We start from the raw sequence: 22,695 nt of genomic DNA, 5'->3' as shown, positions 1-22,695 counted from the left end.
GTACCGGCGGTCTGGTCGTCGGGGGTCTCACCGGAGGCCTGCTGCCCGCTGTCGGCGCCCGTGTCCCGCACCTCGTCGGCCAGCGCGCCGTCCAGGGCGGAGGCGAACGGCGCCGCGCTCTCGCCGGAGCCGCCCGCGGGGGAGGCGGTGGACGCGGTCCGCGCGACGGGCGCGGCCGCGGTCACGGGGGCAGTCATCGGTAGGCCTCCGCCTTGCTCATCACGGACCGGACATAGTTCTGGGTCTCCGGGTAGGGCGGGATGCCGCCGTGGCGGCTCACCGCCCCGGGCCCGGCGTTGTAGGCCGCCAGCGCGAGCTCGGTCGAGCCGAACTGGCGGGTCAGGGAACCGAGGTAGCGCGCCGCACCGTCGATCGCCGAGGACGGGTCCAGCGGGTCGACGCCGAGCCCCCGCGCCGTCGCCGGCATGAACTGCATGAGGCCGCGGGCGCCGGCGGGGGAGACGGCCGACGTGTTGAAGCCCGACTCCTGCTTGGCCACCGCGGCCAGCAGGGCGGCCTCGACGCCGTGCTTGCTGGCGGCCCGCTGGAAGAGGTCCGCGTAGGGCACCCCGGCGAGCGCGGCTCCGGTCGCCGGGACGGCCGCCGCCGGGGTCGTCGCCTCGGGCAGCACCCGCCGGATGACGGTGGGGTTGCCGACGGCCTGGATCTTCACGTCCTCGCCGGCCTGCGGCGCAGCGATCATCTGGCCGTTGCCCAGGTAGATGCCGACGTGGTCGATGCCCGCGCGGGACGAGGAGTGGTCGAAGAAGACGAGGTCGCCGGGGCGCGCGGCGGCGAGCGAGGCGACCGCCCGCCCCGCGGTCGCCTGCTGGGACGACGTGCGCGGGAGCTCGATGCCCAGGTTGCCGAACACCAGCTTGGTGAAGCCCGAGCAGTCCAGGCCCTTGCGGGGGTCGGTGCCGCCCCACAGGTAGGGGACGCCGAGGTACTTCTGCGCCTCGGCGACCACCGCGCCCTCGGAGGCGGTGCTCGCCCCGGTGGTGACCGTGCCGACGGTGGAGCTGCCGGTGAGCCCGGCGGCTCCGGCGGCGGCGGCCCATGCCGCGGACGTCGACGTCCGCGGGGTGACCGGCTGGAACCGGGCCTGGATCTCGGCGATCCGGGACTGCACGGCGCTCACCGCGTCCACGCCGACCCCCTCTCGCTGTCGTCGGTGGCCGCAGCGCGGGCGGCGCGGCCGGTGACCAGGTCGTCGGTGGCCCGCTCCTCGGCGACGTCGACGGCCCGCTGCTGGGCGAGCCGGTGCCGCTCGGCCAGCCGCTCCAGCGCCTTGGTCCGGCGCGCGGCGGCGGTCCACTCCGCGCGCACCGCCTCGGCCTGCTCGGCCTGCGCCGTGGCTAGCGCCCGGGCGTCCGCGGCGTCGGTGGCCGCCGTCCGCAGCAGCACCATCGCCGCCACGAAGGAGCCCGCCGGCAGCGACCGGGGGAGCACCGCGGCCGACAGCGCCGCCTCCTGCTCGGTGGCGCGCCGGGCGGCCTCGCCGGCGGCGTTCGCGGCGTTCGCGGCGGCGGCGGCCGCGGCCCGCTCCTCGCTGCGGCGCAGCTCCAGGACCGGCTGCAGCCGGAAGGCGGCGCGCTTCACGCGGCCCTCACGATGCGCTGCAGCCAGGCCCAGGCCTCGGGCGCGGAGGTCGACTCACCGAGCGGCTGCTGGAGGAACGCGTCGATCTGGGGGGCGAGCTGCCGGGCGCGGTCCACCAGCGGGTCGCTGCCGGCCTGGTAGGCGCCGATCTCGATCAGCTCCCGGACGTCGCGGAGCGCGCCCATCAGCCGGCGGATCTCGCGCGCGTCGGCCATCTGCGCCGGGGGGACGACGGTGCCGGCGACGCGGGAGATCGACTCGAGCACGTCGATGGCGGGGAAGTGCCCGGTGGTGGCGAGCTTGCGGGTCAGCACGACGTGCCCGTCGAGGATCGAGCGGGCGGTGTCGGCGATCGGCTCGTTGTGGTCGTCGCCCTCGACCAGCACGGTGTAGAGGCCGGTGATCGAGCCGGTCGCGCCGGTCCCGGCCTTCTCCAGGAGCTGGGGCATCATCGCGAAGACGCTCGGCGGGTAGCCGCGGGTCGCCGGCGGCTCGCCCGCCGAGAGGCCGACCTCGCGCTGGGCCATGGCGGTGCGGGTGATCGAGTCCATGAGCAGCAGCACGTCGCGGCCCTCGTCGCGGAACGCCTCGGCGATGCGGGTGGCGACGAAGGCGGCCTTGAGGCGGACCAGCGGCGGCTCGTCGGAGGTGGCGACGACGACGACCGTGCGCGCCAGGCCCTCGGGGCCGAGGTTCTCCTCGATGAACTCGCGCACCTCGCGGCCGCGCTCGCCGATCAGGCCGATGACCCGCACGTCGGCGTCGGTGCCGCGGGTGATCTGCGCGAGCAGGCTGGACTTGCCGACGCCGGAGCCGGCGAAGATGCCCAGACGCTGCCCCTTGCCGCACGGGACGAGGGTGTCCAGCGCCCGCACCCCGAAGGTGAGCGGCTCGGCGACGCGGGCGCGGGAGAGCGCGTGCGGCGTCGTCGTCTCCAGGTCCACCCACGACACGCGGTCGTCCAGCGCCGGACCGCCGTCGACCGTCCGGCCCAGGCCGTCGAGGACGCGGCCGAGCAGCGCCTCGCCGACCGGCACCTGCAGCGGCCGGCCGGTGGCCCGCACGGGCGCGCCCGCGTGGACCCCGGACAGCCCGCCCAGCGGCATGCAGGTGAGCCGGTCGCGGCCGACGGCCACCACCTCGGCCAGCAGCGGCCGGCCGGTGGGGTCGACCTCGACCAGGTCGCCGACGGCCGCGGAGACGCCGTCGACGCTGAGCGTGAGCCCCATCGCGCCGGTGACGACGCCGGTCACCTGCGGGCGGGCGGCGGCGCGGGCGCGCTCGAGGAGGGTCGGCGGGACGGTCATGCCCCCAGCACCGCCTGCACGCGGGCCAGGGCGGAGCCGAGCTGCGCGTCGATCCGCCGGGGACCGGACTCGGCGACCGCGCCGGCCCGCTCCACCGACGGATCGGCGACCACCCGGACGCTGCCGGGAAGGCCGGCGAGCGAGCCCTCGGGCACCTCGGCGAGGTCGTCGGGGTGCAGCCGCACCACCGCGGGGGCGTCGTCCGGGCAGAAGGTGAGCGCCCGGCGCACGGCGTCCATGACCGGGTCGGTGGCCAGGGCGAGCTCCCGGTCGAGCAGCTCCTCGAGGAGGCCGAGCACGGCGGCGACGATCGAGTCGCGGATGTCGTCGGCGACCGGGCGGGCGTGCTCCTCCAGCTGCCGGGCGGCGGCGGCCAGGGCGGCGGTCGCGGAGACCAGCCGGCGTTCCCAGCGCGCCTGCACCTCGGCCAGGCGCTCCTGCGCCTCGCGCTCGACCTCGGCGACGACGGACTCCGCCGCCAGCAGCCCCTCGGCGTGCCCGGCGGCGAACCCCTCGGTGCGCGCCTGCGCCCGCAACCGGGCCAGCTCCTCGGCGTACACGTCGCCGAGGCGGAAGGAGGGCCGGCTGCCGGCGACCGGCTGGTCCTCGGCGGACGACGGCGGCGATGCGGGTGGCGGTGGTGGTGCCGGAGGCGCCGGCCTCCGCCACGACCTCCCGGTAGGGCCGGGCCTGCGCGGCGAGGCCGCCGCGCAGGACCGCGCCCTCTCGCGTCGGTCGCTGCAGCTCAGGCCCTGTCCACCGGCGCGACTCCGCGCCTCGGTCCGCTCCTCGCTCGTTCCTCGCTGCGATGCTCCCGAGGCTGTCGTCACGCAACGAAGTCATCGTCCCCGCCGCGGTTGATGGTCAGCACGCCCTGCTCCTCGAGGGTGCGGATGACCGCGACCACCTTGGCCTGGGCCTCCTCGACCGTGCGGGTGCGCACCGGGCCGAGCAGCTCGATCTCCTCGGTGAGGTTCTCGGCCGCGCGCTCGGAGAGGTTCCGCTTGATCTTGTCCTGCACGTCGGGCCGCACACCCTTGAGCGCGGTGGCCAGGTCGTTGGCCTCCACCTCGCGCAGCACCAGCTGCAGGGAGCGGTCGTCGATGGTGACGATGTCCTCGAAGACGAACATCTGCGAGCGGACCTGGTCGGCGAGCTCCGGGTCGGTGCCGTCCAGCCACTCGAGGATCGAGCGCTCGGTCGGCCGCGGGGAGCGGTTGATGATCTCCACCAGGGTCTCGACGCCGCCGACCGTCGTCATGTCCTGGTGCGCCAGGATCGAGCCCATCCGGCGGCCGAGCTCCTCCTCGACCAGCCGCACCATCTCCGGCGAGGTGCGGTCCATCGTGGCGATGCGGTGGGCCACCTCGGCCTGCTGCTCGGGCGCGAAGCCGGAGAGGACCTCGGCCGACTGCGCGGCCGTGAGGTGGGCCAGCACCAGCGCGATGACCTGCGGGTGCTCGTCCTTGAGGAAGGTGACCAGCTGGCGCACGTCGGCGTTGCGCAGCGAGGCGAACGGCACCTCGGTGTAGACGACGTTCAGCCGGGACAGGATGCCCTCGGCCTTGTCCTCGCCGAGGCCGGCCGCGAGGATCTCGCGGGCGAACTCCACGCCCCCCCGGCCGATGAACTGCTGGGCGGTCATCAGGCCGTGGAACTCGTTCATGACGTCGTCGACGTCGGCGAGCTCCACCGAGCCGAGCTTCATCAGCTCGCGGGTGAGCGCCTCGACCTCGCGGGGGCGTAGCTGGGCGAGCAGGACGCCGGCCTCCTCCTTGCTCATCTGGGCGAGGAAGACGGCGGCCTTGCGCAGCCCGGGCATCTCCGGCCGCGGGGGCGCCACGACGGTGCCCGGCTGGATGCTGGCGAGCGTCATGACTTGCTCTCGCTGAGCCAGCCGCGCAGCATCGCCGCGACCTCGTCGGGTCGGTCGCTGACCATCGCGGAGATCTCCCCCCGGACCTTCGCCCGCTCGACCGCCTCGAGCTCCAGAGCCGCGTCGGTGGGCGCGGCCTCCTCGCGGGTGCTGGCCACCCGCAGCCGGTCGAGCTCGGCGAGCATCTCCTCGTCGAGCTCCAGCGGCTCGTAGTCCTCCTCCTCGTCGCCACCGCGCCGCGAGCGCAGCCAGACGACCAGGACGACCAGCGCGATGCCGGCCGCGATGCCGCCGGTGCGGATCATCGACCACATCTGCTCGTTGGCCTCGGCCTCGCGGGCGGCCTCCATCGCCGCGGCGGCGTTCTCGGCCGCGGTGGCGTCGAAGGGCAGCGCGGCGACCGTGATGTCGTCCCCGCGGGCCTCGTCCAGGCCGACGGCGGTGACCATCAGGTCGGTCATCTGCGCCTGGTTGAGGTTGCCGGCGACCTCCTGGTCCATGACGACGGACACGGTGAGCCGCTTCAGCTCCCCGGGCGCGCCCTGCACGACCTCGGTGGTCTCCCCGACGGCGTTGTTCGCCGTCGTCGACTCCTTGTTGTACGTCGACTCGCCACCGGCGTTCTCCCCGGCATCGGGCATGTTCTCCGGCCCGAGGACGCCGCCGACCGGGGCGCCGGTGCCGACGTACTCCTCGGTGGTGGTCTGCTCGGAGATCGGCGGGACGCCCTCGTCGAACTGGTAGGTCTTCGAGGTGGTGCTGCGCTCGGAGAGGTCGACGTCGGCGCGCACCGAGACCACGGAGCGGCCCGGGCCCACGACCGAGTCGAGGATCCGCTGGGCGCTGGCCGACAGGCGGTTCTCGTACTCCTGCTCCACCTGCGAGCGCGCGTCGCCGGCGGCCGCCGTGACACCGGTGCCGGCGGCGGAGAGGACCTGGCCGGTCGAGTCGGCGACGGTGACCTGGTCGGGGTCCATGCCCTGGATGCTCGAGGAGACCAGGTTGGTGACCGCCTGGATCTGCTCGCCGGCGAGGGCGGTGCCGGGCGCGAGGTCGAGCAGCACCGAGGCGGTGGGCTCGGCCTTGTCGCTCACGAAGACCTCGTCCTCGGGGAGGGCCACGTGCACGACGGCGGAGTTGACCCCGGCCAGCGACTCCAGGGTCTTCGCCAGCTCGCCCTCGAGCGCCCGCTGGTAGGTCACCTGCTGCTGGAACTCGCTGGTGGTGATGCCCTGCTCGTCCAGCAGCGCGTAGCCGGTGTCGTTGCCCGCCGGCAGGCCCTGGCCGCTCATGGCGAGCCGCAGGTCGTACACCTTGTCCTTGGCGACCATGATCGTGCTGCCGCCGTCGGCCAGGTCGTAGGTCACGCCCTGGGCGTTGAGCTCCTCGACGATGGCCGAGGCGTCGCTGGCGGCGAGGTTGGAGAACAGCGGGGCCTGGGTCGGCGTGGTGATCCAGCTGTAGAAGAAGAACCCGCCGAGGGTCAGCCCGGCCAGCAGCAGGCCGATGACGACCTTCTGCCCCGGGTTGATCGTGTCGAACGAGGAGCGGGCACGCTCCAGCGTCCCGGCGAGTGCCGACTTCATCAGATCTGCATCCTCATGATCTCGTTGAACGCGGCGACGGCCTGGTTCTTGATCGTCACGACCATCTCGGTCGCCACGCCGGACTCAGCGCTGGCGATCATGTAGTCGTGCACGTCCTTGAGGTCGCCGGTGGCGGCCTGCACGGCCAGCTCGCTGGTGGTCGCCTGCTTGGCCCGGAGCTCGTCGAAGGTGGCGGCCAGCACGCCGGCGAAGCCGTCGGCGCCCTCGGTGGCGGTCGTGCCGCGGGTGCTGCCGGCGACGCCGGTGACCGCGCCGACGCCGACGGGCGTGATGCCGCCGAGCGGGATGGTCATCAGCGCTTCCCGAGCTGCAGGGCGGCCTGGTAGGCGTTCGTGGCCCGCTCGATGACGGCGAGGTTCGCCTGGTAGCCGCGCTGGGCCATCATCATGTGGGTCATCTGGTCGCCCAGGTCGATGTCCGGGTACTTCACGTAGCCGCCCTCGTCGGCCAGCGGGTGGTCGGGCTGGTAGACCAGCCGGCCCTCCGGGTCGCCGAACTCGGCGCGGGCAACCCGCACCCCGCCCTCGCCGCTGCCGTAGTCCACCGCCTGGGCGACGACGAGCCGCGCCTGGAAGGCGTCCTCGTCGGTGCGCCGCACCGTGTTGACGTTCGCGATGTTGTCGGCGGCGGCGTCGAGCCACTTCCGGTGGGTCATCAGCCCGGACTGGGAGATGCTCAGGGCCTGGAACATGCTCATGGTCAGGAAGTCCTCAGGGCGGTGCGGATCGAGTTGTACCGGCCGTCCAGGGCGTTGAGCGCCAGCTGGTAGCGCAGCCCGGTCTCGGTGGCGATGACGGTCTCGGCGTCGAGGTGGACGTTGTTGCCGTTGGTGTTGGTCGGCTCCAGGGAGCGGGCGGTCGTGCCGCCGGAGACGACCGGCGTGGAGCCGGTGCGGACGGCGCTGCGCAGCGACGTCTCGAAGTCGGTCCGCCCGGCCAGGAAGCCGGGGGTGTTGACGTTGGCGATGTTGTCGGCGGTGACCCGCTGCCGCTGCGCGAGGCCGGCGAGGGCTGCCTTCAGGACCGACGCGGTGGCGTCGGGGATCACCGGGCGCCTGGCCGGCGGGTGGAGCAGGACACGATCGACCTCCGGGTACGCGGAACACACCCGCGAACGGGTGCCGGGCCGCCGATCCGTGGCGAAGGTGGTGCTCTCCGTGCACCCACCTCATCGGCAGCCGGCCGGTACCGGCTGACCGCCGTTCCGTCACCCGAGGGACGGCAGCCACCGGATGGGGTGACGGTGGCGGGTGTGACCAGAGGGGAGCTCGCCCCGCCCTGGGTCGACCGGGGCAGGGGAGTTGGCACTTGTCGTGGCCGGGGACGGGGAGGGGCGCCGTCACGGCGCAGGAACGCCCGAACGCCCCGCGGCCGGGGACCGGCGGCGGGGCGTTCGGGGGAGCGGGGAGCGGGGAGCGGGCGTCAGCCCGCGGCGGTGGCGAGCCGCCCGCGGCCGAGGGCGCGGGTGCGGTTGTCCCGCGCGCTCCGCCAGGCCGCGGCCCAGCGCTCGGCAGTGTGCTCGGTCAGGTGCTGGGCCAGCACCCGCTCGCGGGCCGCCGCGGCGACCTCCCGCCGGCGGTCGGCGTCCTGGACGCCGCGGGTCAGCCACTTGGCCCAGTCCTTGGGCGCCCGGGCGGGCATCCCGAGGCCGAGCCGCTCGTACTCGTCGGTGCGGGCGCGCACGGAGTACACGCCCCGCGCGGAGTACTCCAGAGGCTTCAGCCAGCTCTTGCAGGTGTTGAACCGGTCGATGCGCAGCGGGGCGATGCCGATGTCGAAGAGCTCGCCCATCCGCTCGAGGTAGGCGTCGACATCGATGAGCCACGGCACCTCGTCCGGCTCCTCGGAGAGCCCGAGCCGGGTACGGAGGTCCCACTTCTGGCCGAGGACCAGCAGCCGGCTCGCCGACCCCGACCGGTCCAGCGCTTGCTGCAGGCCCGAGCCCATCTCCTGCAGGTCGTAGGGGTGGCCCATCACGTTGCCGGTCCAGCCGATGGTCACCGTGCCGGACTCCCGCTCGTAGGCGGGGGGCAGCTCGGCGACCCGCCGCGGGATGGCGTTCTCGATGACGACCCCGCGCCCGTGCCGGGCGTACTCCTGGAGCAGCGCCGGCGTCGACGCGGTGACCAGGTCCGCCTCGCGGGCCGCCTGGAAGGCGAACTCGCCCATGCGGTGCCGCACCAGGGCGTCGTGGCCCATGTGCCCGTAGGGGACGCCGGAGAGCAGGTCGTCGATCTCCACGACGACGGCGACGCCCTGGGCCTGCAGGACGCGCATCGTCTGCAGCATCCCGTCGGTCTTGGGCGTCTGGAGCACGACGACGTCGGCGCCCTGCGCGTCGACCTCGGTGACCTCCAGCGAGCTGCCGTCGGCGACCTCGCGCATGGTGGTGCCGATGCCGCGGGCGATGGCGACCTCGATGCCGAGGCCGGCGTCGCTCACCGCGCGCGCCGGCTCCTCGATGCGGTAGTAGGTCGCACCCGGGCCGATGGCGTGCGTGAGGAGGACGCGCATGGTGGCAACTCTTCTCTGTCGGGCTGGTGCGTGAGCTGGCGTGGCGCCACCCCGGGACCGGGATGCGGGCGCCGCGCCTCTGTCATCGGCAGCCGGGGCGCCGGACCGGTCCGGCTGGCGCGCACTTCCTGCCGCGCGACTGGGGTCCGCGTCAGAGCGCGCGGTCGATGAAGGAGGGGACCGGTCGTTCCGCGCCGTAGGACATGCGTGCGGCGACGTCGCGCTGCTTCTGGGACTGCAGGATCCGCTCGACCAGGGCCTCGGCCACGGCGAGCTGGTGCTGGAGGAGCCGGGCGGCGCGCTCGCGCAGGTCCGGCGGGAGCGGGCCGAGGCCGCTGGGGGGCACCCAGTCGGTGGCGCGCCGGCCCCAGGCGGCGATCTCCTCGGCGCGGCCCCGGGCGAGGGTCTCCTGGGCGTCGAGCACGTCGCCCTCGAGCTCGTCGAGCGCGGCCTGCCAGTCGGCGGGCGGCTGCCGGTCGCCGGAGGTGGAGCTGCCGGAGGCGTTCGGCCGGGCGGCCGGCGTGAAGGCGCTGTGGCCGAACCCCGCCGCGGCCGAGCCGACGACCGGGCCCACGGTCACGACGGGACGCCGGCCAACGACGCGGCAGCCTGCCGCCACGCGTCGCGCAGGGGCTCGACGACGGCCCGGCAGGAGGCGATCCGGTTGCCGTCGAGCTTCAGGTTGGCCTGCACGAGCTCGCTCACCAGCCAGTTGTAGAGGGCGGCCAGGCGGGGACCGCCCTCCCACATGTCCACCTGCAGGCTGGACAGCAGCTCGAGGACGATCGCCTGCGCGTGCTGGAGCTCCTCGTTCACGCGGGCGCGGTCGCCCTCGGCGACCGCCACCTGCGCCCGTTCGAGGTCGAGGGCCAGCCGGTCGTAGAGCATCACCAGCACCTGCTGCGGCGAGGCGGTGGCTACGGCGTCGCCGAGGTAGCGGGCACGGAGCGAAGCAGCACTCATCGGGAAGGGCTCCTGAGGTGAGGGGTCGAGCGGGTCGGGCGTGTCGGGCGTGTCGGGCGGGTGTGCGTCAGGCCGACGGCAGCGAGCTGAGCTGACCGGCGAGCCAGTTGGACTGGTTGGTCAGGCCGCTCAGCGCGGTCTCCATGGCGGTGAACTGGCGGGTGAGGGCCACCTTGCGCGCGGCCAGCCGCAGGTCCCAGTCGGCGATCCGGTCCTGGATGTCGCGGGCGAGGTTGTCCTGGCCCTTGGCCAGGGAGCTGAGGGAGCCGGTCGTCGTGTCCGACGCCGCCTTGCTGACGTCGCGGACGCGCGCGGCCAGCCCGAGGACGGCGCCCGGCTCACCGGGGACGCCGGAGCCGACCACGATCCGCTGGGCGAGGTCGGGGGTGGCTCGCAGCGCGGCGGCGAACTTCTCCTCGTCGAAGGTGACCGTGCCGTCGCGGGTGAGCTCGAACCCGACCTGCGCCGGGGAGCCGTCCGTGCCGACCGCCTCGGAGACCGCCTGCAGCAGCTGGCCGGCCACGGAGGTGACCGCGTACTCGCCGCGGAGCGCGGCCTTGCTGCCGGGGGTGTTGTCCGAGTAGGTCTTGATCGTCGACAGCGCCTTGTTCACGGCGTCGACGAGCCCGGAGACCTTGTCGGCGACGGCCTCGGGATCCGCGGCGACGGTGACGGTGACCGGGCTGGTCTCCGGCTTGCTCACCGTGAGCGTCGCGCCCGGCAGGACGCCCTCGAACGTGTTGGTCGCCGATCGGATGGTGTAGCTCGTCGTGGTGGCGGTGTCCTCGCCGACCTTGAGCACGGCGTCCTGGCCGAGGCTGGTCGTGGTGAACGCCGTCCCCCCGACCGAGAAGCCGGCGGCCGCGCCCGAGGTCGCCGCGCTGATCTGCAGCGCGTACTGGCCAGGGGAGACCTGCACCGCGGAGGCCTTGAGGCCCAGGGCGGTGTCGGCGTTGATCTTCGCCGCGACCTGCTCCAGCGACTCGGTGCCGTCCAGGGCGACCGTGCCCTTGCTCGCCGTGCCGTCGGCGGTGCGGATGTCGATGCTGCCCATGCCGGCGGCGGTGGTGGTGCTCGACCAGCGGCCGGTGCTCACGCTGGAGGCGGTCGTCGCCACCGAGGCGACGGTGAAGGTGAGGGAGCCGGGGGTGGCCCAGGAGGCGGTGGTGACGCCGACGGAGGTCGCGGTGCTGGTCGCCTTCGTGCTGGCGAAGGAGTCCGGCCGGGCCAGGGACTCGGCGCTGGTGGTCAGGGCCGCGAGCGAGCTGTTGATCGTGCGGTAGGCGCTGGCGGTGACCTGCGTGTCGGACAGCCGCGCCTTCAGCGCGTTCTGCTGCCGCGCCTCGAGCTGGAGGAGCTGGGTGATCATCGTGCCCGTGTCGATCCCGGACACCAGGCCGGTGTTGATGCTCATCGTCATGCCACTGGCTCCTGGGTCGGTGGGACGGGGCTCAAGCGAATGAGGGGGGAGGCACGAGGGCCTCCCCCCTCACCCGGGGTGGTGCTGAGGGTCTGCGGCCTCAGCTGCTCAGCTGGTCGTCGATCAGCGGAGCAGCGAGAGGACGCCCTGCGAGGCCTGGTTGGCCTGCGCGAGCATCGCGGTGCCGGCCTGGGACAGGATCTGGGCACGGGTGAACCCGACCATCTCCTGCGCCATGTCGGCGTCACGGACCCGGCTCTCGGACGCGCTCAGGTTCTCGATCGAGACGTTGAGCGAGTTGATGGTGCTCTCGAAGCGGTTCTGCGAGGCACCGAGGGTGGCGCGGTCGCTCGACACCTGCTTGATCTGGGTGTCGATGCTGGTCAGATCGGCCGAGGCGTTGTACGTGCCCGAGGCGGCCAGGTTGGTCGCCACGGTGCCGATGGCCGAGGCCACGGCGGTCACGTTGCTCAGCGTGACGCTGACGGTCTCGCCGCCGTTGGCACCGGTCTGGAAGGTCAGGCTGAGGGCCGAACCACCGGACGCCTGGAGCAGCTTGGTGCCGTTGAAGTCGGTGCGGTCGGCGATGTTGTCCAGCGCCCCCTTGAGCTGCTCGACCTCCTTGGCGATGTAGCCGCGGGCCTTCTCGTCCACGACACCGGTGTTACCGGCCTGGACCGTCAGGTCACGGACACGCTGCAGGATCGAGTGCACCTCGGTGAGGGCACCTTCCGCCGTCTGGACGACGGAGACGCCGTCCTGCGCGTTGCGGACGGCGACCTTGAGGCCACCGACCTGCGAGCGCAGGCCCTCGGAGATCGCCAGGCCGGCCGCGTCGTCGGCGGCGCGGTTGATCCGGAAGCCGGAGGACAGCTTCTCGAGCGACTTGCTCATCTGGCTGTCGGTGATCGACAGGTTCCGGTGAGCGTTGAGAGCAGCGATGTTCTGGTTGATGCGCAGACCCATGGTGTTCCTCCTTGGAAGGGGTCGTACTCGGTCTTCCCGCTGCATCCGTGCTGCGGGCCGTACATGGAAGGTCTTCGGCCGGTGGCCGGGGGCTCTTGAGCCGAGTGGACGATTTCTTTGCGCGGGGGAGGGTCAGGCCGTCTGCGCGGCGCGGTCCCGGGCCGTGGGCCAGGTGGCGCGCGGCCGGGGGAGCGGGGCGCCGCCGCGGCCGGTGACCCGGTCGAGGTAGGCGCGCTGCTGGTTGCGGGCGCGCACGCCGCCGTCCGCGGGCACCGCCAGCCCGTCCCAGATCTCGCTCATCGCGGCGTGCAGCAGGGTGAGGGCCCGGGCGCGCATCTGGGAGACGCGGGAGAGCGTCACCCCGAGGTCCTCGGCGATGTCCGTCAGCGATTCATCACCGAAGAAATTGCGCTCGATGACCTCGTCCAGCCGGTCGGGCAGGGCGCGGATCGCCTCGTGCAGGTGCCGCGCCCGCTCCCCGCGCAGGACGGCGCGCTCGGGGGACTCCCCGGCGTCGGGCAGGTCCAGCGTGCTGCCGTCGGGGCCGGTCTCGGCGTCGATGCTCACCATGACCGCCCGGTGGACGTCGACCTGCAGGTGGTCGAGCTCGCGGCGCGCGATCCCCAGGCTCGTGGCGAGCTCCTCGCGCGTCGGCGGGCGGCCGAGGCTGACCGTCAGCGCGTCGGCGGCCGCGTCCGTGCGGCGCGCGGCGGCTCGCACCGAGCGGCTCGCCCAGTCGCCGGAGCGCAGCTCGTCGAGGACCGCGCCCTGCAAGCGGGCCAGCGCATAGGTCGCGAAGGAGGCGCCGGCGGCGGGGTCGAACCGGCGGGCCACCTCCACCAGCGCCACGTGCGCGCAGGAGAGCAGGTCCTCGCGGCTCACGTGGCTCGGCAGCGAGATGCGCGAGGCGACGGCGTTGACGGCGAAGGCGGCGAGCGGCAGGTGCTCGGTCACCAGGGCGTCGACCTCCTGGGACGAGCGCCCCTTCACCGGGTGCGGCGCCCGGCCGCCCTGGGGGCGCTCGCGCAACGGCCGGTCGTGTGCGGACCGCTCACGCAGGGGTCGCTCGGTCGCGAGGGCACGGACTGGGGTCACGTCCGTATCTCTCGGCGGTCCCGGGCGAGGTCGGCACCACCCGTCGGCACAAATCCCCACGAACTTGAGCGCCAGTTCGGTGCTTCGGCTCAACCCCCTCGGGAGGGGTGCCGATGGCAGCTCCGACGGCGGCGCCCGACCCTCGGGCCGGGGCGACCGCGAGTACGAGCGAGACGACGGAAGGCGGTGGGCACGTGGACTACCAGCACCTGTCGACGCTGCTGTGGCGGGAGCAGGAGCTCCTGGACCTGCTGCTGTTCAAGGCCGAGGAGAAGCAGTACCTCATCCTCTCCGGCAAGACCCGCTGGCTGGCGCGCATCGCGCACGAGATCGAGGTCATCCTCGACCAGCTGCGCACCCTGGAGGTGGAGCGGTCCGCGGCCACCGAGGTGATCGCCGGCCGGCTCGGGCTGTCCGCCGACCCGTCCCTGCGGCAGGTCGCCGAGGCGGCGCCCGCACCCTGGAACGACCTGCTCGCCCAGCACCACGAGGCGCTGCTGACCCTCATCACCGACCTGCGCAGCCTCTCCGACGCCAACCGGGAGCTCATCGAGGGCGGCCTCTCCGCCATCGGTGACGCGCTGCTGCGGACCCGTCCGCCCGCGGCGGGGACCTACGGCGCGAGCGGCCGGCACTCCGGCGGCGCCCACCGCGCGGTCACCCTGGACGGAGCCCTCTGACGTGAGCACCTTCAGCCTCCTCAACACCGCGACCACCTCGCTGTGGGCGCAGCGCCGGGCGCTCGACGTCACCGGCCAGAACATCTCGAACGTCAACACCGACGGGTACTCCCGGCAGCGCGTCGACATGCGCGCGATCGGCGGCAGCGCCGTCCCGGCGTTCTACTCGACCGGCAGCGGCATCGGTGCCGGGGTGAACGCCGACCAGGTGACCCGGATCCGCGACGCCTTCCTGGAGGGGCGCGGGCACACCGAGCACGCGAACAGCGCGCAGCTGACGGCCGAGACCGACACCTACGGGCTGGTCGAGCAGGCCTTCCGCGAGCCGGGGACGACCGGCCTGCAGAACCTGATGGCCGACATGTGGCGCGGGTGGCAGGACGTGGCCAACCGGCCCGAGGACCCGGCCGCCCGGGGGCAGGTGCTCAAGCGGCTCGAGACGCTCGTCGGCGGCCTGCACTTCAGCGCCGCGCAGCTGGACGGGCAGTGGCAGCAGACCCGCGAGAACCTCGGCGTCCTCGTGGACGACGTCAACGCCGCGGCCGGGACGATCGCCCAGCTGAACACCGCGATCCTGCGGGCCACCCAGACCGGGCAGCCGGCCAACGACCTCACCGACCAGCGCGACCTGCTGGTCATGAGGCTCGCCGACCAGGTCGGGGTGTCGGTCCGACCGCGGGAGGGTGGGGTCGTCGACGTGCTCGTCGGCAGCGTCGCCCTGGTCTCCGGCGGGACGGCCTCGAAGCTCGCCGTTCAGGGCACCATCGACCCGGCCGGTACCGCCGGCGACCCGCCGCGCGTCGTCACCGCCGCCGGCAACCTCCCGGTCACCGTCGGGGGGACCGCGGGCGGCCAGGTGCACGCGCTGAACTCGATCATCCCGACCTACCGGGCCGAGCTCGACGGCATCGCCGCGTCGCTGGCCACCGCGCTGAACACGGCCCACGCCGAGGGCTACGACCTCGACGGCGTGCAGGGCGGTGCGCTGCTCGGTTCCTCGGGCGGGCCGGTGACGGCGTCGTCGATCACCGTGTCCCTGACCGACCCGCGGAAGATCGCGGCGTCGTCCATCGGGCCCGGCACGCCGAACCTCGACCGCGGCAACGCCGACAAGCTCTCCCAGCTGGGCACCGGGGTGGGGTCCCCCGACACCGCCTACCGCACGATGATCGTCGAGCTGGGCGTGCAGTCGGCGGTCTCGCAGCGCAACCTCGGCATCCAGTCGGTCATCACCGGGCAGGTGGACGCCGCCCGGGAGTCCGTGGCCGGGGTCAACCTCGACGAGGAGATGACCAACATGCTGTCCTTCCAGCACGCGTACTCGGCCGCGGGGCGGCTGGTCACGGCGATCGACGAGATGCTCGACGTCCTGATCAACCGCACCGGCCGCGTGGGGCTGTGATCTGAGTGCGCATCACTCAGAAGGCGGTCGCCCTCACCAGCCTGCAGGGGCTCAACCGCAACCTCGACACCTTCGGCAAGCTCCAGCAGCAGCTCACCTCGGGCAAGCTCATCAACGCGCCTTCGGACTCGCCGACCGGCACGAACAAGGCGATGCAGATCCGGTCGGAGCAGGCCGCCGTCGAGCAGTTCGCCCGCAACATCTCCGACGCCGACAGCTGGTTGTCGATCACCGATTCCACGCTGCAGAACATGCTCGACGTGACCCGCCGGGTCCGGGACCTCACCGTGCAGGGGGCGAGCACCGGCAACTCCTCGGAGGCCAGCCGGCGGGCGCTGGCGACGGAGGTCGCGTCGCTGCGCGAGAGCCTCCTCGGCCTGGCCAACACGACGATCCAGGGGCGTCCCGTGTTCGGCGGGGTGTCCACGGGGACCACCGCGTACAGCGGCGCCGGCGCCTACCAGGGCATCGGCGGGGCCGACGTCATGCGGCGCGTCTCGTCCACCGAGGAGATCCGCGTGGACCTGACCGGCCCCGAGGCCTTCGGCCCCGCGGGCGACGACCTGTTCGCGGTGGTCGCCCGGATCGCCGACGACCTGGTCAACGACCCCGCCGCCCTCGACCAGGGCCTGGTGGACCTGGACACGGCGATGAAGCGGATGCTCGGCGGGGTCGCCGACGTCGGCGCCCGGGCCGCCCGGGTCGAGCGGGAGCAGCAGATCAACAGCGACCTCGCGCTGCGGCTGGAGACCCAGCTCGGGGAGGTCGAGAACGTCGACCTGCCCGGCACGATCATGCGGCTGCAGATGCAGCAGGTCGGCTACCAGGCGGCGCTGCAGGCGACCGCGAAGGCGATCTCCCCGACGCTGATGGAGTACCTGCGGTGACCACCGCCCTCGCCGGCCGGCCCTCGGCGACCGCCCCGGCCCTGCCCCCGGTCCAGGTGCTGTCGTTCAGCGAGCCGGTGCCGGGCTTCCCCCGGCACCGGGACTACGTGCTGGTCGCCGGGGACGGCGCCGGGATGCTCTTCTGGCTCCAGGCGGTCGCCGCCGACGGGCCCCGCTTCCTGGCCGTGCCGGCGCGCGAGTTCTTCCCCGGGTACGCCCCGGTCGTGCCCGCCGCCGTGCGGGCGGAGCTGGGGCTCGCGGACCCGGCCGGCGCGCGGCTGTTCTGCCTGGTCACCGTGCCCGACGGCGATGTCGCCGAGGCGACGGCCAACCTGCGCGCCCCCGTGGTCGTCGCCCCCGCGACCTCCCGTGCCCGCCAGGTCGTGCTGGATGACAGCTCTCTTCCCCTTCGGCGGCGCCTGCGCCGATAACCTCAGTGCGCCGCGTCGGGACGCGGCTTCGACGCCCGCTCCGGCGGGCGGCGCCACGGACGGCAACCACACACACCCACGGAGGGGTACCCGTGCTCACACTCACCCGCAGCGTCGGCGAGACGATCCGCATCGGCGACGACATCGAGGTGCACGTCGTCGAGGTGCGGGGCGGCACCGTCCGCCTCGGCTTCAAGGCGCCCCGCGAGGTCGCGATCCACCGCGAAGAGGTCTACCGGCAGATCGCCGAGGCCAACCTGCTGGCCGCCCAGGTCACCGCCGACACGCTCGGTGCCCTGGCGGCGTTCGCCCCCGCGCCGGCGCCCGAGGCGGCCGGCCCCGAGGCCGTGGCTATCGAGGCGGCCGCGTCGGCCGACACCGCCCCGGCGAAAGGCAGCCCGCCCCGCTGAGTCGCAGATCTGCACGGACGCCGGGGCAACTGCCTCGGCAAACCGTGCCAATCTGACGGGGCGGTTCGGCGGGTGTACCCGCGACACGGGCAACTATTGCCGAAGCTTCCCGGTCACAACTGCGGTGGACACAGCGAGTTGTGTGCCGTGTCCGCTGCGTGCATGCGGCAGATTCCTCTTCACGCAAGTGACAGGGGGCGATCAAGATGGCACGCAACGCATTCACCGCTTCGGTGGCGGGGGACCAGACCGGCGACCAGGAGTCCGTGGTGGTCCACGTGCAGCTGCGGCCGCGCCGGGGCGCCACGCGCAAGTGCCTCGCCGCGCTGGCCGCGCTGGCCGCCGAGTACGAGGACGTCGTCGTCGCCGTCACCGGCCTGAGCAAGGACGACCGCGTCGTCCGCGTGACCGTCGGCGTGGACCTCGGTCCCCGCGCCTCCGTCGCCCGGTTCTCGCCGCAGGCGCAGGCGGCGTACGCCTTCGTGTCGGCGGTGTTCACCTCGCTCTACGACCACATGCCGGTCTACACCGCCGAGCCCAGCAGCGCCGAGCGCGCCGCCGCGACGGCCCTGCTCGAGCACGCCACCGCCGGCGCCACGCGCCCCGACGGCCTGCCCCTCGAGGCGATCGAGTCGCTGCCCGGCACCCCGGCCGCCCCGCTCGTCCCCTCGCCGCGCCGGCCCGGTCCGGGGGAGCGCATCCCGGCCTGACGGCCTCCCGAGCAGTGCGGGGTGCCGGCTGCCCGGCACCCCCTTCTTCCCCGTAGTGCCCAGGAGTACCGATGCCCGACCGCATCCCCGCCCCGAACGCCACCTCCACCGACGACCGGGCCCGCGCCCGGCAGCCCCTGGTCTTCGGGGGCATCCCCGAGGCCGACGGCTGGGCGCTCGCGCCCATCACCCCTCGCGACCGGGTGCACTTCCGCGTCGACCGCGAGCTGCCGCTCGACGAGTTCCGCCGGGCGCTGCCCGACGGCGTGACGGTCAGCTACGACCAGGGCGACGGCCTCTACCGCGTGGACGGCGCCTGCGGCACGGCCGCCGTGCTCGCCGACTGGGTGAAGGCCTGGTGCGCCGGCCGCGGCACCACGACGATAGGGCTCCGCGCGGAGACCGACGTCCGGCGGCGCGCCCCGCGGGACCTGCCCCCGGCCTTCCTCGACGACCTGTGCCGGCACTACGGGCCGGTCAGCCTCAAGCGCCTGCAGCGGAACATGAGCACCATCCGCCTGCACCTGCCCGACCCCGACGACCTCGGGCAGCAGGTCTACGAGTGGATCCTGAAGGCCGTCGCCCAGTACGACGAGAGCAAGTCGGTCCCGTTCGGGGCCTTCCTCGCCACCCAGCTCTCCAAGTGGGTGCACGACCTGGGCCGCAACGCCCACGGTCGGACGGCCGCCGACACCGAGCACAAGCAGCAGAAGGCGGTCGCCGCCTTCATGGCCGAGCACCAGCGGCGGCCCAGCGAGAAGGAGCTGGCCGCCTACATGGGCCAGAGCGTCGCCACGCTGCGCCGCAACTCCCAGACGGTCGCGACCCTCAACGGGCTGCGCAACCTCCAGTCGCTGGACGGCGCCCCCGAGGCCACCGAGATTCTGCTGCCCGACTCCTCCGAGGCCCCGGACGAGATCATGGGCGAGGCCGAGCAGACGCTGCTCTCGCACGCCCTCACCGCCGCCTGCGCACCCGACCCCGACGCGCGCCGCGACCAGCGGGCCGGCCAGCCGAACGTGCTCGGCTGGGCGACCTGGTACCTGACGACGTGGGGCGGGCGGACCAAGACGCAGCTCTCGGCCGACCTCGGCACCTCCGTCCGGAACATGAACGTCTACGCCGACCGCGTGGAGAAGGCGCTCAAGGACCGGCTGGCCGAGCTCGCCGACTGAAAGAAGGACCCCCTTCTGCCCACCGCTTGCACGCTCGCGGCGGGTCCCTGAAGGAGGCCGTTCCAGCACGTCGCCGGCTCGGCGCGGGGCCCTGCAGGGAGGCCGTTCCAGGACGTCGCCATGCTCGCGGCTCCGCGTGGGTCGGCCCGCTGCTCCGCCGGGTCCACGCTGCCGAGCGCGCAGTTGTGGCTGCCTCACCCGGCGTGCCGGCGCGTGTCGCCGACCACGACTGCGCACTCGGGCCGCGAGCGCGTCACGCCGGTGGGACCCGCACGCACCCGTGCGGGTCCGCGGCGTCGCGACGCCGGCACGTCGCGGGTGACGCGCGGGGCGGGACGGGTGCGACGCCCGGCCATTCGATACGGAAAAGGGCCTGTCACAGGGTCGAACGAGGTCGGAGCCTGCCGATATCCACTCCGTGACACCCCGCCCGAGGACCCGCCGCACGGCCTGCCGGCCGTGGGCTCGGGCGCGCGCCGGGGTGCGGCGCCGGGAGGGTGCCCGGTGAGCGCGCTGCCCGCCGGTGACGCCGGCTCCCCGGTGCTCGTCCCGCACTGGCTGGACGCCTCCGCCCGCGAGGCGCTGGCCGCGTCGGTGCGCGCCGCCCTCGCCGGGTCCCCGGCGCACCCCGTGGCGACCATCCACCTCCAGGACGTGCTGACCGAGCTGCACGTGGCCGCCGCCCGCGAGGCGGTGTGGCCGGCCTCCACCGCCCGGGTGCGCCTGGCCACCGGGTGGGACGAGGACGTGCTCCCGATCCGGCTGAGCCCGGCCGAGCTCGGCGCCGTGCTGGCGCTGCCGTCCCTGCCCGCGCGGCTGCACGGGCTGCTGTCGGCCGAGGGGCGCCGGTGAGCCCCGGACCCTTCGGCGCCGCCACCGCGTCGCGGGGGCTGCTGCGGCGGTTCCGCGCCGAACCGGTGGACGTCGCCGACCTGCACGACGTCGCGTCGCAGCTGCTGCCCCGGCTGGCCTCGGCCCGGCTGCACCTCGGGCTGGTCCGGCGCCCGGGCGCCGGCACGGTGCTGCACGTCGAGGAGGACGAGCGGGTGCAGCGCGTCGCGCTGACCGACCTGGCCGACGACATGAGCCGGGCCGGGGTCCCGGGCACGACCGCCGCCATCGCCGCTGCTCTCCGGGGCTGGGTGGAGCGGCGACCGGTGACCGACGCGGACGCTGCGGCCTCGGGGATCGCCGTCCTGGACTGGGCGGACCCGGCCGAGACCGCGGTGGGCTGGACCGTCGCCGTGGTGCGCGGTGACCTCGCGGTGGCCTGGGCGCCCTCGCCGGCGGCGCGCGCGGCGGAACTGCACCGCGTGCGCTCGGCATCGACCGGCCGCGCGCACGAGGTGCCGTTGCAGCTCAGGGTCGAGGGCCCCCTGGCGCTGCTCTCGCACCGCACGGTCCCGGTGCTCGCCTCGGCTGCCCTGGTCGCCCCCGAGCTGGTGCTCGAGCGGATCGCCGCCACGGGTCTGCAGTTGCCCGACATGCACGTGGTCGTGACACCGCACCGGCCGGTGGCCTGCGCGGACCCCGGGGTCGCGCGGCGGCTCGCGGGCCAGGCGAGCGAGGCCAGCGTGACGCTGCCCTGGCGCTCCGTCGTCGACCTACCCTGGATCTGAGGGCGCCCGACCTCAGGAGATGTAGCCGAACTCCCAGTGCCAGGGTTCGGGCTTCTCCCCGCCCGGCCGGGCCCAGTCGGGCTGCACCCAGCCGAAGCGGGCGGCGTTGGCCGTCATCCAGTTCCACTGCGGGGTGCGGGCCACGTTGACGCCGCCGCCGAGGTCGATGGCCAGGGCCCACCCGTGGTTGGAGGTGCCCGGCGTGGCAGCCAGGGCCGGCTTGGCGATGGCGGCCGCCACCTGGGCGCCGAAGGAGCGGTAGGAGTCGGTGATGCGCAGCGGCGTGCCGAACTCGGCGGTGTAGGCCGCGTCCAGCGCCGCGTAGGCCGCGGCGGCGTCGCACCGCAGCGCGTGCCCGCCCACACCGAGCCGGCACAGCGCCTCGGCGGGGATCCGGCCGTTGGACCAGCCACCCCACCGCGGGTCCACCGGGCCGGGCTGGGGCAGCGGCGCGCCGCACACACCGGTCGCGCCGCCGACCGGCAGCGCCGGGTTCGGCTCGGCCGGGCGCGGCAGGGTCACCCGGACCGCGCTGGAGCCCGCCGGCATCGAGGTGACGGCCACCTGGAACGACGCGGCCGACGCGCCGACGACCTCGCCGTCCCCGACGTAGATGCCGACGTCCAGCCCACCGGGGGCGACGACCAGGTCACCGATCTGCACGCCGGTCACGGGCACCGGGGCCCCCGAGGCCCACTGGCCGCCCGGGTCGCCGGGCAGCGCGTAGCCGGCCAGCAGCCAGGAGGCGGCGGTGAAGCCGCCGCAGTCGTAGGTGTCGGGGCCGGCGGTCCCGGCCACGAACGGCTTGCCCAGCTGGGACAGGGCGTTGCTCACGGCCGCGACGGTCTCCGCCGGCAGCACCGTCACCGGCTCGCTGTCGATCACGGCCCACGCCACGCCGGGGACGGGCTGCCCGCCGGCGTCCAGCGCCGGGGAGAGACCTGCGGGGAAGGTCGCGGGGTCGGCGAGCGCGGCCGCCGGCGGCGGGGTGATGCCTGCCGCGGCGAGCCGGGCCAGGTACTCCTGCCAGCGCCGCGTCACGGCCTCGTTGCGCGGCTGCTGCGGCCCGGCCGCGGGGATCGCCCCCAGGCCGGCGAGCTGCCCGGCCACCTCGGCGGGCAGGCCACCGGCCTCGTCGCGCACCGCGGCGAGGACCTCGGCGGCGCGCTGCTCGGCGGTGGCCAGGGCGGCGCGGGCGTCCGCGACCCGGGTGAGCGACGCGCGCAGGCGGGTGGCGGTCTGCTCGGCGCGGGCGACGTCGCCCTGCAGCGCACGCCCGGCCCGGTCGGCGACCGCCTGCCGGGTGAGCGAGACCGCCGCGCTGGCCGGCCGGTCGAGGTCGAGACCGAATGCGGGGTACCGGGTGGTCGCGTCGGCCCGGTACAGCTGCGCGGCGCCGGAGCCGACTGCCGCCCGCCGGGCGGCCAGCTCCGCGCGGGCCGCCTCCTCGGTGGCCAGGGCCTCCTCGAGGCGGGTGCGGCGCCGGTCCGCTTCGTCGGCGAGCTGCTGGTACCGGTCGGCCTGCTCGAGCAGCGAGCTGCGCGCGGTGAGCGCGAGCGCGGTGGCGTCGGGGGCGGAGCCGCCGCCGGGGGGCTGCGCCGCGGGCAGCAGCACCGCGAGCGCGGCGGGGAGGAGCAGCGCGCTGGTCGCGACGACGCCCAGCCGCGTCGACCAGCGGGAACCGGTCCGCGGGGCGCGCTCGCGGGTGCGCCGGGAGCGGGCGGGAGCGCGCCGGACGGCGGTCCGGCCGGCCGCCGGGCGCTTGCGGGTGCGCGGGGAGCCCGACGGGCGGCGCGCGCCGGACCCGCCGGCTCGGGCGGCGAGGGCCGCGGCCAGCTGCTCGGGGGTGGTGCCGGGCCGGGCCGCGGCGGCCTGGCGCAGGGCCAGGGCCTCACGGAGCGCCCGGGCCTCCGCCGGGGTCAGGGGCGGTCGGGCCGCGGTGCGCCGGGCCCCGGCGGTGCCGCGGGTCGAGGACGCGGTGCGCGGGGCGGTCGCGCGCCCAGGTGTGCGCGATGCAGGCACTGCGTCCCCC

The 22,695-nt window shown here is 74.7% G+C and carries 26 protein-coding genes; 9 read left to right on the top strand and 17 right to left on the bottom strand.

What is annotated here, in order from left to right:
* The 16 genes from E9529_RS16650 to E9529_RS16575 form a co-directional block, all read right to left on the bottom strand.
* The coding region (locus tag E9529_RS16650) for a hypothetical protein (RefSeq protein ID WP_236832371.1) at positions 1–197 on the bottom strand (197 nt) is incomplete at its 3' end.
* A complete protein-coding gene (locus tag E9529_RS16645) occupies positions 194–1,150 on the bottom strand; it encodes a transglycosylase SLT domain-containing protein (RefSeq protein WP_236832369.1) in 957 nt (318 codons plus the stop codon). The genes E9529_RS16650 and E9529_RS16645, both read right to left, overlap by 4 nt.
* Complete coding sequence (locus E9529_RS16640; protein WP_236832368.1) at positions 1,138–1,602, bottom strand: flagellar export protein FliJ; 465 nt, start codon at positions 1,600–1,602, stop codon at positions 1,138–1,140. The genes E9529_RS16645 and E9529_RS16640 overlap by 13 nt, the downstream gene beginning before the upstream one ends.
* A complete protein-coding gene (locus E9529_RS16635; protein ID WP_236832367.1) occupies positions 1,599–2,909 on the bottom strand; it encodes a FliI/YscN family ATPase in 1,311 nt (436 codons plus the stop codon). Before E9529_RS16635 ends, E9529_RS16640 begins: the two co-directional genes overlap by 4 nt.
* A complete protein-coding gene (locus E9529_RS16630) occupies positions 2,906–3,469 on the bottom strand; it encodes a FliH/SctL family protein (protein WP_236832365.1) in 564 nt (187 codons plus the stop codon). Before E9529_RS16630 ends, E9529_RS16635 begins: the two co-directional genes overlap by 4 nt.
* A 266-nt stretch (positions 3,470–3,735) precedes the next feature.
* The gene (gene fliG, locus E9529_RS16625; protein ID WP_236832364.1) at positions 3,736–4,785 is read right to left on the bottom strand and encodes a flagellar motor switch protein FliG; all 1,050 of its coding nucleotides are present in this window, start codon (positions 4,783–4,785) and stop codon (positions 3,736–3,738) included.
* Entirely contained in the window at positions 4,782–6,371 is a 1,590-nt protein-coding gene (fliF, locus tag E9529_RS16620) for a flagellar basal-body MS-ring/collar protein FliF (protein ID WP_236832363.1), read from the bottom strand. Before fliF ends, fliG begins: the two co-directional genes overlap by 4 nt.
* Positions 6,371–6,685, bottom strand: a complete 315-nt coding sequence (gene fliE, locus E9529_RS16615; protein ID WP_236832361.1) for a flagellar hook-basal body complex protein FliE — start codon at positions 6,683–6,685, stop codon at positions 6,371–6,373. Before fliE ends, fliF begins: the two co-directional genes overlap by 1 nt.
* The gene (locus E9529_RS16610; protein WP_236832360.1) at positions 6,685–7,089 is read right to left on the bottom strand and encodes a flagellar basal body rod protein FlgC; all 405 of its coding nucleotides are present in this window, start codon (positions 7,087–7,089) and stop codon (positions 6,685–6,687) included. The genes fliE and E9529_RS16610 overlap by 1 nt, the downstream gene beginning before the upstream one ends.
* A 2-nt stretch (positions 7,090–7,091) precedes the next feature.
* Positions 7,092–7,439, bottom strand: a complete 348-nt coding sequence (gene flgB, locus E9529_RS16605) for a flagellar basal body rod protein FlgB (RefSeq protein ID WP_236832359.1) — start codon at positions 7,437–7,439, stop codon at positions 7,092–7,094.
* 374 nt (positions 7,440–7,813) lie between these two features.
* Positions 7,814–8,905 carry a glycosyltransferase gene (locus E9529_RS16600; protein ID WP_236832358.1) on the bottom strand — a complete coding sequence of 364 codons (1,092 nt, stop codon included), beginning with the start codon at positions 8,903–8,905 and terminating at the stop codon, positions 7,814–7,816.
* Positions 8,906–9,056: 151 nt separating this feature from the next.
* Positions 9,057–9,485 carry a hypothetical protein gene (locus E9529_RS16595; protein ID WP_236832357.1) on the bottom strand — a complete coding sequence of 143 codons (429 nt, stop codon included), beginning with the start codon at positions 9,483–9,485 and terminating at the stop codon, positions 9,057–9,059.
* Positions 9,482–9,868, bottom strand: a complete 387-nt coding sequence (gene fliS / locus E9529_RS16590) for a flagellar export chaperone FliS (RefSeq protein WP_236832356.1) — start codon at positions 9,866–9,868, stop codon at positions 9,482–9,484. The genes E9529_RS16595 and fliS overlap by 4 nt, the downstream gene beginning before the upstream one ends.
* A 67-nt stretch (positions 9,869–9,935) precedes the next feature.
* A complete protein-coding gene (gene fliD / locus E9529_RS16585) occupies positions 9,936–11,288 on the bottom strand; it encodes a flagellar filament capping protein FliD (protein WP_236832355.1) in 1,353 nt (450 codons plus the stop codon).
* A 123-nt stretch (positions 11,289–11,411) separates the two neighbouring features.
* Positions 11,412–12,254 (bottom strand): flagellin, encoded by an 843-nt coding sequence (locus E9529_RS16580; protein WP_236828065.1) that lies wholly within the window; start codon positions 12,252–12,254, stop codon positions 11,412–11,414.
* Positions 12,255–12,386: 132 nt separating this feature from the next.
* A complete protein-coding gene (locus tag E9529_RS16575; RefSeq protein ID WP_236832353.1) occupies positions 12,387–13,283 on the bottom strand; it encodes a sigma-70 family RNA polymerase sigma factor in 897 nt (298 codons plus the stop codon).
* A gap of 260 nt (positions 13,284–13,543) precedes the next feature.
* Between E9529_RS16575 and E9529_RS16570 the strand changes: the two genes are divergently transcribed.
* The 9 genes from E9529_RS16570 (at position 13,544) to E9529_RS16530 (ending at position 20,663) form a co-directional block, all read left to right on the top strand.
* Entirely contained in the window at positions 13,544–14,029 is a 486-nt protein-coding gene (locus E9529_RS16570; RefSeq protein ID WP_236832352.1) for a flagellar protein FlgN, read from the top strand.
* Position 14,030: 1 nt separating this feature from the next.
* Positions 14,031–15,431, top strand: coding sequence for a flagellar hook-associated protein FlgK (flgK, locus tag E9529_RS16565; RefSeq protein WP_236832350.1), 1,401 nt, complete (start codon positions 14,031–14,033; stop codon positions 15,429–15,431).
* A gap of 5 nt (positions 15,432–15,436) precedes the next feature.
* Positions 15,437–16,318, top strand: coding sequence for a flagellar hook-associated protein FlgL (gene flgL, locus E9529_RS16560; RefSeq protein ID WP_236832348.1), 882 nt, complete (start codon positions 15,437–15,439; stop codon positions 16,316–16,318).
* Positions 16,315–16,749 (top strand): flagellar assembly protein FliW, encoded by a 435-nt coding sequence (gene fliW, locus E9529_RS16555; protein ID WP_236832347.1) that lies wholly within the window; start codon positions 16,315–16,317, stop codon positions 16,747–16,749. The genes flgL and fliW overlap by 4 nt, the downstream gene beginning before the upstream one ends.
* 92 nt (positions 16,750–16,841) lie before the next feature.
* The gene (csrA, locus tag E9529_RS22150; RefSeq protein ID WP_308195299.1) at positions 16,842–17,159 is read left to right on the top strand and encodes a carbon storage regulator CsrA; all 318 of its coding nucleotides are present in this window, start codon (positions 16,842–16,844) and stop codon (positions 17,157–17,159) included.
* Between the two features lie 206 nt (positions 17,160–17,365).
* On the top strand, positions 17,366–17,869 hold the full coding sequence (locus E9529_RS16545) for a hypothetical protein (RefSeq protein ID WP_236832346.1): 504 nt from the start codon (positions 17,366–17,368) through the stop codon (positions 17,867–17,869).
* A 71-nt stretch (positions 17,870–17,940) separates the two neighbouring features.
* Entirely contained in the window at positions 17,941–19,044 is a 1,104-nt protein-coding gene (locus E9529_RS16540; RefSeq protein ID WP_236832344.1) for a flagellar biosynthesis protein FliA, read from the top strand.
* 504 nt (positions 19,045–19,548) lie between these two features.
* Positions 19,549–19,896, top strand: coding sequence for a hypothetical protein (locus E9529_RS16535; RefSeq protein ID WP_236832343.1), 348 nt, complete (start codon positions 19,549–19,551; stop codon positions 19,894–19,896).
* Entirely contained in the window at positions 19,893–20,663 is a 771-nt protein-coding gene (locus E9529_RS16530; RefSeq protein ID WP_236832342.1) for a hypothetical protein, read from the top strand. The genes E9529_RS16535 and E9529_RS16530 overlap by 4 nt, the downstream gene beginning before the upstream one ends.
* A 12-nt stretch (positions 20,664–20,675) precedes the next feature.
* Here E9529_RS16530 and E9529_RS16525 read toward each other — a convergent pair.
* Positions 20,676–22,695, bottom strand: a 2,020-nt coding sequence (locus E9529_RS16525) for a D-alanyl-D-alanine carboxypeptidase family protein (RefSeq protein WP_236832341.1), incomplete at its 5' end; no start/stop codon positions are given.

The sequence above is a fragment of the Blastococcus sp. KM273128 genome, from assembly GCF_021698975.1.
Lineage (GTDB): Bacteria > Actinomycetota > Actinomycetes > Mycobacteriales > Geodermatophilaceae > Blastococcus.
This window is presented reverse-complemented; position numbering and strand designations above follow the sequence as displayed.

Bases quoted from the DNA above. Each gene is read 5' to 3' on its own strand.
- E9529_RS16635 (WP_236832367.1), bottom strand. From the start codon at position 2,909: ATGACCGTCCCGCCGACCCTCCTCGAGCGCGCCCGCGCCGCCGCCCGC.
- fliG (WP_236832364.1), bottom strand. From the start codon at position 4,785: ATGACGCTCGCCAGCATCCAGCCGGGCACCGTCGTGGCGCCCCCGCGG.
- fliF (WP_236832363.1), bottom strand. From the start codon at position 6,371: ATGAAGTCGGCACTCGCCGGGACGCTGGAGCGTGCCCGCTCCTCGTTC.
- fliE (WP_236832361.1), bottom strand. From the start codon at position 6,685: ATGACCATCCCGCTCGGCGGCATCACGCCCGTCGGCGTCGGCGCGGTC.
- E9529_RS16610 (WP_236832360.1), bottom strand. From the start codon at position 7,089: ATGAGCATGTTCCAGGCCCTGAGCATCTCCCAGTCCGGGCTGATGACC.
- E9529_RS16600 (WP_236832358.1), bottom strand. From the start codon at position 8,905: ATGCGCGTCCTCCTCACGCACGCCATCGGCCCGGGTGCGACCTACTAC.
- fliS (WP_236832356.1), bottom strand. From the start codon at position 9,868: ATGAGTGCTGCTTCGCTCCGTGCCCGCTACCTCGGCGACGCCGTAGCC.
- fliD (WP_236832355.1), bottom strand. From the start codon at position 11,288: ATGACGATGAGCATCAACACCGGCCTGGTGTCCGGGATCGACACGGGC.
- E9529_RS16580 (WP_236828065.1), bottom strand. From the start codon at position 12,254: ATGGGTCTGCGCATCAACCAGAACATCGCTGCTCTCAACGCTCACCGG.
- E9529_RS16545 (WP_236832346.1), top strand. From the start codon at position 17,366: ATGGCACGCAACGCATTCACCGCTTCGGTGGCGGGGGACCAGACCGGC.
- E9529_RS16540 (WP_236832344.1), top strand. From the start codon at position 17,941: ATGCCCGACCGCATCCCCGCCCCGAACGCCACCTCCACCGACGACCGG.